The 12,474-nt window shown below is 70.9% G+C and carries 10 protein-coding genes; all 10 read right to left on the bottom strand.

Features of this window, described 5'->3' with window-relative positions; all coding sequences use genetic code 11:
* Window positions 1-134: 134 nt before the first annotated feature.
* Complete coding sequence (rpmA, locus tag ACF088_RS11875; RefSeq protein WP_085925635.1) at window positions 135-392, bottom strand: 50S ribosomal protein L27; 258 nt, start codon at window positions 390-392, stop codon at window positions 135-137.
* 14 nt (window positions 393-406) lie between these two features.
* On the bottom strand, window positions 407-727 hold the full coding sequence (rplU, locus tag ACF088_RS11870) for a 50S ribosomal protein L21 (protein WP_030082047.1): 321 nt from the start codon (window positions 725-727) through the stop codon (window positions 407-409).
* 235 nt (window positions 728-962) lie between these two features.
* Window positions 963-4,853 (bottom strand): ribonuclease E/G, encoded by a 3,891-nt coding sequence (locus ACF088_RS11865; protein ID WP_392375521.1) that lies wholly within the window; start codon window positions 4,851-4,853, stop codon window positions 963-965.
* A 221-nt stretch (window positions 4,854-5,074) separates the two neighbouring features.
* Window positions 5,075-5,875 (bottom strand): TIGR03936 family radical SAM-associated protein, encoded by an 801-nt coding sequence (locus tag ACF088_RS11860; RefSeq protein ID WP_392375519.1) that lies wholly within the window; start codon window positions 5,873-5,875, stop codon window positions 5,075-5,077.
* A gap of 48 nt (window positions 5,876-5,923) precedes the next feature.
* Window positions 5,924-7,072 carry a hypothetical protein gene (locus ACF088_RS11855; RefSeq protein ID WP_392375518.1) on the bottom strand — a complete coding sequence of 383 codons (1,149 nt, stop codon included), beginning with the start codon at window positions 7,070-7,072 and terminating at the stop codon, window positions 5,924-5,926.
* A gap of 52 nt (window positions 7,073-7,124) precedes the next feature.
* A complete protein-coding gene (locus tag ACF088_RS11850) occupies window positions 7,125-7,697 on the bottom strand; it encodes a GNAT family N-acetyltransferase (protein ID WP_392375516.1) in 573 nt (190 codons plus the stop codon).
* Between the two features lie 377 nt (window positions 7,698-8,074).
* Window positions 8,075-8,341, bottom strand: a complete 267-nt coding sequence (locus ACF088_RS11845) for a hypothetical protein (RefSeq protein WP_392375515.1) — start codon at window positions 8,339-8,341, stop codon at window positions 8,075-8,077.
* A gap of 3 nt (window positions 8,342-8,344) precedes the next feature.
* On the bottom strand, window positions 8,345-9,433 hold the full coding sequence (locus ACF088_RS11840; protein WP_392375514.1) for a WXG100 family type VII secretion target: 1,089 nt from the start codon (window positions 9,431-9,433) through the stop codon (window positions 8,345-8,347).
* Window positions 9,434-9,491: 58 nt separating this feature from the next.
* Window positions 9,492-9,821 carry a type VII secretion target gene (locus ACF088_RS11835; protein WP_392375511.1) on the bottom strand — a complete coding sequence of 110 codons (330 nt, stop codon included), beginning with the start codon at window positions 9,819-9,821 and terminating at the stop codon, window positions 9,492-9,494.
* 656 nt (window positions 9,822-10,477) lie between these two features.
* Window positions 10,478-12,430 carry a TIGR03960 family B12-binding radical SAM protein gene (locus ACF088_RS11830; protein WP_392375510.1) on the bottom strand — a complete coding sequence of 651 codons (1,953 nt, stop codon included), beginning with the start codon at window positions 12,428-12,430 and terminating at the stop codon, window positions 10,478-10,480.
* Between the last annotated feature and the right edge of the window lie 44 nt (window positions 12,431-12,474).

Raw genomic sequence — 12,474 nt, 5'->3', positions numbered from 1 at the left:
CGCGCACGTCTCTGCCCTGCGCACATGTCTCTGTACTAACACGCAAGGGCGGACCGGCCTTCCCGCTCTCGCGGGAAAAGGCGGTCCGCCCCTGAGTGATGCTGATGCTGAGCTATCGCTCGGTCAGGCCGGAATTACTCGGCGACCGGAACGATGTTCACGACCTTGCGGCCACGGTGGGTGCCGAACTGCACCGCACCGGACGCCAGGGCGAACAGGGTGTCGTCGCCGCCGCGGCCGACGCCCGTGCCCGGGTGGAAGTGGGTGCCACGCTGGCGGACCAGAATCTCACCGGCGAGGACGGCCTGACCGCCGAAGCGCTTCACGCCGAGCCGCTGAGCATTGGAATCGCGACCGTTCCGAGTGGACGATGCGCCCTTCTTATGTGCCATGTCTCCTCAGTCCCTTACTTCGCCGGAGCGTCGATGCCGGTGATCTTCAGCGCCGTGTGGAGCTGGCGGTGGCCGATCCGCTTCTTGTAACCGGTCTTGTTCTTGTACTTCTGGATCCGGATCTTGTCGCCCTTGTGATGGTCGACGACCTCGCCCTGGACCTTCACGCCGGCCAGGACCCACGGGTCACTGGTGACCGCGTCGCCGTCGACAACCAGCAGCGTCGAGAGCTCGACGGTGTCGCCGACCTTGCTGGTGGAAATGCGGTCAACCTCGATGACGTCGCCAACAGCAACCTTCTGCTGGCGTCCGCCGGTGCGCACGATCGCGTACACGCGGAACTCTCTTTCGCTGGGAACGGATCCTCTGATGCCAGCCGCTCACACGGGCTCGGGATGGGGCCCGTGGAATCCGAGTGGACGAGCGGCCTCCCTCGGCGGACCGAGAGGTGTTTGCTCAGGGGTTCGGTGTCACAGACACCGACGGTCAAGATTACGGGGCCTTGACCAGGGGGTCAAACCGGCCCCGGACCGCTGACGGCCCGGGGCACGGCTGGTGCTGCCGAGCGGCTTACGCCACGCCCTCCGCCTGCGCCTCCGAGGGCTGCTCGGCGGCAGCGGTCTTCTTGGCCGCCGCCTTCTTGGTCGTGGCCTTCTTCGTGGTGGTCTTCTTCGCCGTGGCCTTCTTGGTGGTGGTGGTGGTGGTGGTCTTCTTCGCCGCCGTCTTCTTGGCCGTGGTCTTCTTCGCCGCGGTCTTCTTGGCGGTGGCCTTCTTGGCCGCCGTCTTCTTCGCGGTCTTCTTGGCCGCGGGCTCCGCCTCCACCCCGGCGCCCTCGGCGGGCTCCGTGGCCTCGGCCGGCTCCGGCTCGGTGACCGGCTCGGCCGACGGCGCCGACTCGGCGGGCACCACGATCGCGGCGGCCTCCTCGGCGGCCTTGGGGGCACCCGCCGGAGCGGTCACCTTACGGGTCGCCCGACGGCGCGGACGGGCCGGTGCGGGCTCCGCGGCCGGCGCCTCGGCGACCGGCTCCGGGGCCTTCTCCGGCTCGGCTGCGGGCGCCTGCTCGGCCGGCACCACGATCGCGGCGGCCGACTCGGCGGCCTTGGGAGCGCCCGCCGGAGCGGACGCCTTCCGGCTCGCCCGGCGGCGGCCACGGCTGCGTCCGGCGGCCGCCTCGGCCTCGGCCGGGCTGCCGAACCATTCGTCGGCCCCCTCCACCGCGGGCTGCAGCTCGGCCTCCGTCACGGCGGCGGGCTCCAGCTCCGGCGCGCCGCCCTCCGGGGCCGGCTCGGCGGCCTCGGCCTCGTGGACGTGCGGCTCGGGCTGGGCGCCCTTGCCCTTCTTCTTGCGCTTGCCACCGCCGCCGGCCACCGCCGGCTGGTCCATGTGGACGATGACGCCACGGCCGTTGCAGTGCACACACGACTCGGAGAAGGACTCCAGCAGGCCCTGACCGACCCGCTTACGGGTCATCTGGACCAGGCCTAGCGAAGTGACCTCGGCGACCTGGTGCTTGGTGCGGTCCCGGCCCAGGCACTCCAGCATCCGCCGCAGCACCAGATCCCGGTTGGACTCCAGCACCATGTCGATGAAGTCGATGACGACGATGCCGCCGAGGTCGCGCAGCCGCAGCTGGCGCACGATCTCCTCGGCCGCCTCCAGGTTGTTCCTGGTGACCGTCTCCTCGAGATTGCCGCCCTGACCGGTGAACTTCCCGGTGTTGACGTCGATCACGATCATCGCTTCGGTCTTGTCGATCACCAGCGAACCACCGCTGGGCAGCCAGACCTTGCGGTCCAGCGCCTTCATCAGCTGCTCGTCGATGCGGTACGTCGCAAAGACATCGACGTCCGAAGTCCACTTCTGCAGCCGGTCGGTGAGGTCCGGGGCGACGTGCGCGACATAGCCGTGGATGGTCTCCCACGCCTCGTCACCGCTGACGATGACCTTGGAGAAGTCCTCGTTGAAGATGTCGCGGACCACCCGGACGGTCATGTCCGGCTCGCCGTAGAGGAGCGACGGGGAGCTGGTGGAAGCGGCCTTCGCCTTCTTCTGGATCTCTTCCCACTGCGCCTGCAGCCGCTGGACGTCGCGCGCCAGCTCGTCCTCGCTCGCCCCCTCGGCGGCGGTGCGCACGATGACGCCCGCGTCCTCGGGGACGATCTTCTTGAGGATCTGCTTCAGCCGCGCCCGCTCGGTGTCGGGGAGCTTACGGCTGATACCGGTCATCGAGCCCTCGGGCACATAGACCAGGTAGCGGCCGGGGAGCGAGACCTGGCTGGTGAGCCGGGCGCCCTTGTGGCCGATCGGGTCCTTGGTGACCTGCACCAGCACGGACTGGCCGGACTTCAGCGCGGTCTCGATGCGGCGCGGGCCGTTGGACATGCCGAGCGCCTCGAAGTTGACCTCACCGGCGTAGAGCACGGCGTTGCGGCCCTTGCCGATGTCGACGAAGGCGGCCTCCATCGACGGCAGGACGTTCTGCACCTTGCCGAGGTAGACATTGCCGACGTACGAGGTCGCCTGCTCCTTGTTGACGAAGTGCTCGACGAGCACGTTGTCCTCAAGAACGCCGATCTGGGTGCGCTCGCCGCTCTGGCGGACGACCATCACGCGCTCGACGGCCTCGCGGCGGGCGAGGAACTCCGCCTCGGTGATGATCGGCACCCGGCGGCGGCCCTGCTCGCGGCCCTCACGGCGGCGCTGCTTCTTGGCCTCCAGACGCGTCGATCCCTTGATCGACTGCACCTCGTCGGCGCTGGTGCTCTCGTCCTTCTTGCGGGGCTCACGGACCTTGACGACCGTGCGCTCCGGGTCGTCGGTACCGGTGGTCCCGTCCTCGCCGGTGTCACCGGTGCGACGGCGGCGGCGACGGCGCCGGCGGCTGCTGCTGGAGCCGCCGCCCGGCTGCTCCTCGGCTTCGTCCTCCGCCTCGGGCTGCTCGTCGGCCTCCTCGGGCTCGGCCCGGTCGCTCTCCCGCTCCTCGGCGCCGCGGCCCTCGGCGGGCTGCTCCTCGCCGCCCTCGGCGGACTCACCGCGACGGCGGCGACGGCCACCACGGCGGCGACGGCGCGAGGGGCGGCCGTCGGACTCGTCCTCGCCGTGGCCGCTCTCGGCTTCCTCGGTCTCCGGTTCGGCCGCGGCTTCGGCTTCTTCGGCCGCCGGCTCCTCTACGGGGGCGGCGGACACCGGCTCGGGCTCGGCCGGGGCGCCACGGCGGCGACGGCGGCGCGCACCGGCGGCGGGCTGCTCCTCCACGACCGGCTCGGCCTCGGTCTCCTCCTGGCGCGCCGCGGCAGCGGCGGCGGCCGCGGTCTCCGGCGTCTGGAACATCGGCTCGGTGAAGACCGGCGCCTGGAAGACGGCCGTCGGGGGCCGCTGCGCCCGGCGGCGGCCGCGCTGCGGCGCCTCCTGTGCGGGCTCTTCCTCGGCGCGGGGCGCCTCGGCGGCGGGCTGCTCGGCGGCACGCTCGCCACGGCGGCGTGCCCGGCGGCGGGGGGCTTCGGCGGTCTCGCCCTGGGCGGCCTCGGCGGGGGCGGCCTCGGCTTCGGCGGCCGGAGCCTGCTCGGCTTCCGCTTCCGCGGTCCGTCCGGCGGCCTGCGGCGCACCCGCGGGGGCGGTGGCCTTACGGGTGGCACGGCGGCGGGAGCGGGCCGGCTTGGCGTCCTCGGCGGCGGCCGGGGCCTCCTCCTCGGTGCTCTCGGCCCGGGCGGCCGGTGCAGCGGTCTCAGCCCGGGCGGCGGGCGCGGCGGTCTCGGCGACCGCCTCGTCGGCGTCGCTCGCCTGCGGGGTGCCGGCCGGAGCGGTGACCTTGCGGGTCGCCCGGCGGCGGGTACGGCGGGGGGCGGCGTCCTCGGGCTCCTCGGCGGCGGCCGGGGCGGGCTGCGCGGCGGGCGCCGGCTCTTCGGCGGCGGCCGGGGCGACGGGCGCGGGCTCTTCGGCGGCGACCGGCTCCTGACCGGCCTCATGCTGCGGCGAACCGGCCGGGGCGGTCACCTTGCGGGTCGCCCGGCGGCGGCCGCGGCGCGGCGCGGCGTCCTCGGGCTGCGGCGTCTCGGCAGGCTCCTCGGCGGGCGTCCCGGCGGCGGCCGCAGGCGTCTCGGCGGCGGGTTCGGCGGGGGCCTCGGCCGGCTCGCCTCCGGCCGGCTGCGGGGCTCCGGCCGGGGCGGTGGCCTTACGGGTCGCGCGGCGGCGGGAACGGGCCGGCTTGGCCTCGTCCCCGGTGGTCACCGCGGAGGCGGCGACCTCGTCGTCGAGGGCCGGATCGACCGCGGGTGCGGCGGTGGCCTCGGTGCTCACCACCTCGGCTTCGGCGGCGCCGTCGGCCACCGGAGGACCGGCCGGCCGGGAGGCCGCACGGCGCCGGCGGCGCGGCGGCAGCGTGTCGCTGGGTGAGTGGTTGTCGTCGGCACCACGGTCCTGGGACTGCGTGGAGCGGGTGGGCTCAATGGGCTCGAGCATGCGGGCGGTTCTCCCGTCACGCTCCCGGGCGCCGCGCCTGATTCCGGCCGCGGTCCGCGTGATGAGCGCGGTCCCGCTGTCCGGGGCGTGGGCGCCGCACGGGAGCTGTCGTCTCGCTCGCCGATCCCCGTAGGGCAGGGACCGGCGAAAGTCTCCTGGTCAGATGCGTCTGCCGGACCGGGGTGGCTCCCTGGCTGATCGGCGACGCGACGACGGCGCTCCTACGCAGTACCGTCCCCGGCTGCCGGGGATACCCCGCTCGTCACCTTCGCGGCACTCAGCCCGGCGGCCGTGGGTGGGGCGGCCGTGGCAGCGTCGCGGTCGGGCGCAAGCGGGTCGGTCACCGCGCCGGTCTCCTCATCGAGCAGCCCCTGCGCCAGCCTGGTCACCGCTGCGGGGACCGGCGGCGCCAGGTCGGCCGTAGCTCGGAGGCCGGACAGGACGTCGTCGGGTCGAACGGCAGGTGTCAGATGCCGAACAACCAGCCGCAGTATCGCACAGGCTTTGCCGTCGGGCCTATCGCCGGCGTGACCGGCGGCCTCCAGACGCGTCACCGCGGCCCGCGCGTCAAAGGTCCGCATGCCGTTTTTCGTCCGCCGCTCGACCTGTACCTCGTCCGCGGCGAGGAACGCCTCGACCGCACGCGCGGCCTCCTCTACCTCGACACCGTCGAGCCGGAGCTCCCACACCGAGGCCTGGAGCCGGTCGGCCAGACCACTGGTGTGGGCCTCGACCGCGTCGGTCACATCGAGCCCGTCCGGCAGCGACGAGTCGAGAAGAGCACGCAGAGTGTCCGGATCGCGGCGCTCGGCGAGCTGGATCTCCAGATACTCGGCCTCGCTGCCCGTACCGGTGGGGGCGGCGTTGGCGTACGACACCTTGGGGTGCGGGGTGAAGCCCGCCGAATAGGCCATGGGGACCTCGGCGCGGCGCAGCGCCCGCTCGAAAGCGCGCTGGAAGTCGCGGTGGCTGGTGAACCGGAGGCGGCCGCGCTTGGTGTAGCGCAGTCGGATGCGCTGCACCGCCGGTGCGGGCGGCGGGCCTTCGGGCTGTCGCTTGCCCAGTGTCGTTCAGTCCTTCGTGAGTGCGGTCGTACTGCTACCTAGAGTACGTGTGCCGGGCGCTCCCGGTTCCCGCCGGGGCTCGGCAGCGGCGGTCGGCCGGGGCTTCGCGGGGGCGCCGAACAGCGCCCGCCGGATCTCCCTGCGGGTCTGCCGCACGGTCGCGCGGGCGGTGCGCAGGGCCTGCCGGACCGGCCGCCAGATGCCGTCCCGGATGCCGTGCCCGAGAGGGGTGAGCACGGTGCGGTACACCCACCGCACCGGTTCGACGAGGAGCCACCGCAGCATCGCGCCGAGGAACCGGCCGATGGCCCCGGAGATGATCCCGGCGGCCCGCCAGCAGTGCCCGAGCGCCGCCCCGGCCTCGCGCACCACCACCGTCACCACGGCGGCCAGCAGCCGCCCCGCGGGCACCAGCACATATCGCCACAGGGTGACCAGCGGCACGACCAGGAGCCACCGCACGAGGGTGGCGAGAACGGTGCCGATGCCGCGCACCAGCCAGGCGAGGCCCCGTCCGGCCGGCGTCAGCACACAGGTGTACAGCCACCGGGCGGGAACCACGACGAGATGACGGACCAGCCACTCCAGGGCCACGCCGATGCCCCGGCCGACGGGCGCCAGCACATACCGCCACAGGACCACCCACGGCCACACGAACAACGCGCGACCCAGCCACAGCAGGGCCGTGCCCAGTCCGCGCAGCAGCCAGGCGATGCCGTGCCCCACCGGGGTCATCACGTGGGTGTACAGCCACCGCACGGGGAGCACGAGCAGCTGCCGCACCAGCCACGCCACCGCCCTGCCGGTCCCCCGGCCGGCCGGGGCGAGGACGGCGCACCACAGCCACCCCAGCGGGGCGACGACCAGCGTGCGCCAGGCCCATCCGAGCGGGAGCACGACCAGGGTGCGCCAGGCCCATGCCACGGGGACGACCACGAGGGTGTGCCCCAGCCGGGCGAGGCCGCGGCCGAGGGGGCGCAGCACGCTCCGGTTGACGGCCCGGCCGGCGGCGGTCAGTGCATCCCACACCAGGCGCACCGGCACCACGAGCACCAGCACCACGATCCGGATCGGAATACGGACCACTTGGGTCACACAGCCCTCGCCCGGCTCGTAACGGGCGGGCACCCGCCGGTCGTTGTCCGTGGGCTCCATCCGGCCCCTCCCCCTTGTTCTTCCGTGCCCGCACCGCGCGTCCCGCGGCCCCTCAGGGGTGCTCGTGCGGCTGCTGTCCGGCGGCGGGTGCGGCCGCGTGGATCCAGTAGCGCAGCTTCTCGTTCCGCTGGTCCTCGAAGATCCCGCCGCAGGCCTCGATGACCTTACGCGAGGCGGTATTGGTGTGGTCGCAGGTGACCAGCACCGGGTCGATGCCCAGCTCGTGATGGGCGATCGGCAGTGCGGCGCGCAGCATCGCGGTGGCGTGGCCGCAGCGGCGGGCGCCGGGGCGTACGGCATAGCCGAGGTGGCCGCCGTAGTGGAGGAGTTCGTCGGTGAGGCGGTGGCGGAAGGTGACCCGCCCCAGGTAGCTGCCGTCCGCCACCCACCACCGGGTGGTCTTGGGGACCACGCCGTCGGCGCGTTCCTCGCCCGGTGCGCCGCTGATCGCGTCGACGTACTCGGCGAACCCGTCCGCGGTCGGCCAGCGGGTGGCCCAATTCCTCAGCTCCTGCGCCAGGTTCGAGTGCGGAACGTGCTCCGCACCCTCGGCCCGGAACTCGTCCATCGCGGCAAGAAACGAGGCATGGACGCGGGTGGTGGGGGCGATGAGCTGCGGCGGCATCACCTCATTGTGCGGGAGTACGCCGCGGCCCGGCCACCGCGGGGCGCGGGGGCCGGGCCGACGGGGAACCCGGCGCTCCTGGAAGAGCTGAGAAGGCGGAAGCCGTCCTACCGGACGATGCCCGGGGCCCTGTTGTCCGTGCACCTGTCCGTTCTTCCTGACGACACGACGTCGCCGGTTCGTCAGGAACTCGATCTGCGCGTGCTCGCTCGGGAGCGCGGGTGGCGGGTGGTCGGCGTCGCCGGCGAGCGGAACGTCTCGGCCACCAAGGTCCCGCCACTGATCTCCTCCGCGTCGGCGCGAAGGGCCGGATCAAGCGAACCAAGGTCAAGGGACTGCTTCGCCGGGGTCCGGACAGGCCCCGACGAAGCACCCCGCTACAGCAGGCCGAAGGCGAAGCCGAGACCGGCGATGGTGACGGCGAGGCCGATGGCCAAGATCACCGGCCCGATCACATAGTTGCCCCAGTTCTTCTCGCCCTTGACGCGCAAGAGGGCGAGGGTCACGGCGACACCGGTAGCGACGACCAGGCACCCGGCGAGCCCGAGGAGCGCCAGGAAGAAGGGGGCCCAGCCGGGATCGGGGTGGTTCGGGTCGATGTGTATGACCGTCGCCAGGGACACACCGCCGGGCTCACCGGTCACGGGTCACTCGTCCCCCTTCTGGGCTTCCTTGGCCACGTTCTGCGCATCCGACTCCATTCCGGAGCCCGCTTCGTAGACCGCCGTATTGAGGCCGGTGCCGAAACCGTTCCTGTACGCCGCATCCTTGTACCTGTCCTCTTCACGGACGTGCTCGCCGCCGAGGTGATGTCCCTCCATCTTCCCGAGGAAGTGGTCGCCTGCGCGGTTGCCAAGAGCTCCGGTGGCGACGTTCGTTCCCGCATCCCATGCGATGGTCTCGCCGTCCTTTCCGTCCCAGGCATCGACGGTGAGACCCCCGGCGATGTTGCCGAGCGCACCGTTGGCCGCGTTGCCGGCCCGGCCCTCGCCGCTGAGCACCTTGCCGAACGCCCCCGTGAGGTGAGCCCCCTGCGCCAGCGATGCTCCGCCCGCCGTGAACGCGGCCGTGCCCAGGGCTGCCTTGCCACCGGCCGAGAAATCTTCACCCACCGTCACGGGCTGACCGTTGAGTGCCTGGTTGAGCATCAAGCTGCCCGAGTCGGCGACGAAGTTCGTGGCGAAGCTCTCCGCGCCCTTCGCAAGGAACTTGGCGCTGAACCGGGCCACTGTGGTGAGCACCTGCTCCAGTGTCGCCGCGGTTTCGGCGCCGAGCCCCGCGAAGCGCTCCAGCAGCGCCGCCACCTTCTCCGCCGCCGAGGTGAACAGCTTGACCAGGTTCACGATCTTGGCGACCTTCTCGGCCACGGCCGCGTTGGCGACAAGATCGGAGACGAAGCCGGTGAAGAGGGACAACGCGGCACCGAGCACCTCCATCTCCGCGATCTGAACGCAGATATCGATGATCTCTTCGTTGATCTTGTCGATCTCGTCGGCAAAGTCCCGCAATCCATCGGCCACGTGATGGAAGTTCTTCGCGATATCGGTGATGGTCTTCTTCTGGTCCTGCCAGTGCTTGCCGAAGGCGTCACGGGCCGCACCGTGCCAATCCTTTGTGTCGACGCCGTCGGCGGCGGCGTCGAGAGCCCGAACCGTCTTGGTCAGCGCGGTCCCCATGGAGTCCCAGGCATGGGCGATCGAGCGGAGCGTGTCGCCGTCGCCGCCGGGCAGTTCCACGCCGAATGCTTCGAGGATCTCCAGGACCTTGCCGTCTATCCAGCTGTTGATGCTCACGTCACGCCCCCTGTTGCCGGGGCACGGAGTGCAGGTGGCCGAGGGCGACCTGGTCCGACTCCTCGTAGTGGGACGCATTGATCCGCAGCCGGTCGGCGTCGCTGGAGAGCACGTCGGGAAGGTGCCCCAGCGCCTTGGTGGTGCTGCTCATCAGCTTGCGGTACTTGTCCGCCGCGCCGTCGCAGGCACCGAGGATGCCGAAAGCCTCGCCGATCTCCACCGATGTCGCGACGAACGCTTTGATCGGCGTGTCCAGCGCATTCGCCTCCCGCTCGAATTTCCCTGCCAGTTCCGTCAATATCGACGGCTCGACACCGAACTGCCCGCTCATCCGTCTCCCCCTGTTCGAACGCATACAAAGGTTCAGGATTACGACGGAGAGCGGCAGCCGGAAAAGGATCTTAACGATCCCAGAACGCCAACGTGGAGAACGTTTTACCTTCGCAGTCCCACCCGAACCCGGTCATGACCAAAGGCAAACGTGATCTTTTACCGAACGCGGTCCACGGCCCGCCAGATCACTCGAACCAGCGCCGCGTACGTGGGTGCTCGGAACGTTCCTGAACCTCGGGTCGTTCCACCTGATCGTCCTTGGCGGGATCGCAACATGTGCGGGTACCGGCGGATTCATTGGGGTCTTGTCGAGGATCGCCGTTTCACGAGCGTCCTCATCAGCCGTGCGATCGGCACCATCGGGGCATGCCTGCTGTTCGTTTGCATTCTTGGGCATTCGGAGGTCGGTCCGGTCTGCCCCGGTGATGGAGTGAACAGCAAGCGGCCCGCACCCCGGAGGGTACGGGCCGCAGCTCTTCGGAGCGGGGCTCGCAGCGGTCGGAACTCCGGAGGATTGCCGCCGCGGCTGCCCTCACCGGCGATTCACGGGAGGGCCCGAGCCCCGTCTACGCGCAGAGCGCTTCACACGGGGTCAGACCCACTCCACGTCCGGAAAGGACCGCGAGCGCGTCTGTGACGCGTTCACAGCGTCGCTCACGAACTCGCGTTTCCGCTGGTCGCAGGCTGCTTCACGGTCAGGGGCAGCAGCTTCTTGCCGGTGGGGCCGATCTGGATGTCGAGGTCGAGCTGCGGGCAGACGCCGCAGTCGAAGCACGGGGTCCAGCGGCAGTCCTCGACCTCGGTCTCGTCCAGTGCGTCCTGCCAGTCCTCCCAGAGCCAGTCCTTGTCGAGACCGGAGTCCAGGTGGTCCCAGGGCAGGACCTCCTCGTACTCCCGCTCACGGGTGGTGTACCAGGCGACGTCCACGCCGAACTCGGGCAGCGTCTCCTCGGCGGCCTTCATCCAGCGGTCGTAGGAGAAGTGCTCGCGCCAGCCGTCGAAGCGGCCGCCGCCCTCGTAGACGGCGCGGATGACCGAGCCGACGCGGCGGTCGCCGCGCGAGAGCAGGCCCTCGACGATGCCGGGCTTGCCGTCGTGGTAGCGGAAGCCGATGGAGCGGCCGTACTTCTTGTCGCCGCGGATCTTGTCCCGGAGCTTTTCGAGACGGGCGTCCGTCTGCTCCGCCGACAGCTGCGGCGCCCACTGGAAGGGGGTGTGCGGCTTGGGGACGAAGCCGCCGATGGAGACCGTGCAGCGGATGTCGTTCTGCCCGGAGGCCTTGCGGCCCTCGGCGATGACCTTGACCGCCATGTCGCCGATCTGGAGCACGTCCTCATCGGTCTCGGTCGGCAGACCGCACATGAAGTAGAGCTTCACCTGCCGCCAGCCGTTGCCGTAGGCCGTGGAGACGGTCCTGATCAGGTCCTCTTCGGAAACCATCTTGTTGATGACCTTGCGCATCCGCTCCGAGCCGCCCTCGGGCGCGAAGGTCAGACCGGAGCGACGGCCGTTGCGCGTCAGTTCGTTGGCAAGATCGACGTTGAAGGCGTCCACACGGGTCGACGGCAGCGACAGACCGATCTTGTCTTCCTCGTACCGGTCGGCGAGCCCCTTGGCGATATCGCCGATCTCGGTGTGGTCCGCGGAGGACAGCGACAGCAGGCCGACCTCCTCGAATCCCGTGGCCTTCAGACCCTTGTCCACCATGTCGCCGATGCCGGTGATGCTTCGCTCCCGTACGGGGCGCGTGATCATGCCTGCCTGGCAGAAACGGCAGCCGCGGGTGCAGCCACGGAAGATCTCGACCGACATCCGCTCGTGGACGGTCTCGGCCAGGGGGACGAGCGGCTGCTTGGGGTAGGGCCACTCATCCAGGTCCATGACGGTGTGCTTGGACACCCGCCACGGGACGCCGGAGCGGTTCGGCACGACGCGGGAGATCCGCCCGTCGGCCAGGTACTCGACGTCGTAGAACTTGGGGACGTAGACGCTGCCGGTCTTCGCGAGGCGGAGCAGCAGCTCGTCGCGGCCGCCGGGCCGGTCCTCGGCCTTCCAGGCGCGGATGATCTCGGTGATCTCCAGCACCGCCTGCTCGCCGTCGCCCACGACCGCGCAGTCCAGGAAGTCCGCGATCGGCTCGGGATTGAAGGCCGCGTGGCCGCCCGCGAGGATGATCGGGTGGTCCTCCGTGCGGTCCTTGGACTCCATCGGGATACCGGCGAGGTCCAGGGCGGTGAGGAGGTTGGTGTAGCCCAGCTCGGTCGAGAAGGAGACACCGAGCACGTCGAAGGCGCCGACGGGGCGGTGCGCGTCGACCGTGAACTGGGGGACGCCGTGCTCGCGCATCAGCGCTTCGAGGTCCGGCCACACGCTGTACGTGCGCTCGGCCAGCACGCCCTCGCGTTCGTTGAGGACCTCGTAGAGGATCATGACGCCCTGGTTGGGCAGGCCGACCTCGTAGGCGTCCGGGTACATGAGCGACCACCGCACATCACAGGAATCCCAGTCCTTGACGGTGGAGTTCAGCTCACCGCCGACGTACTGAATGGGCTTCTGCACATGCGGGAGCAGGGCCTCGAGCTGCGGGAAGACCGACTCGGCAGACATCTCGAACCTTCGTGAGCTGGCAGGGGGCGACTCTCAAGCGTAAC

The sequence above is a fragment of the Streptomyces sp. NPDC015125 genome (genome assembly GCF_043080045.1).
Taxonomy (GTDB): Bacteria; Actinomycetota; Actinomycetes; order Streptomycetales; family Streptomycetaceae; genus Streptomyces.
This window is presented reverse-complemented; position numbering and strand designations above follow the sequence as displayed.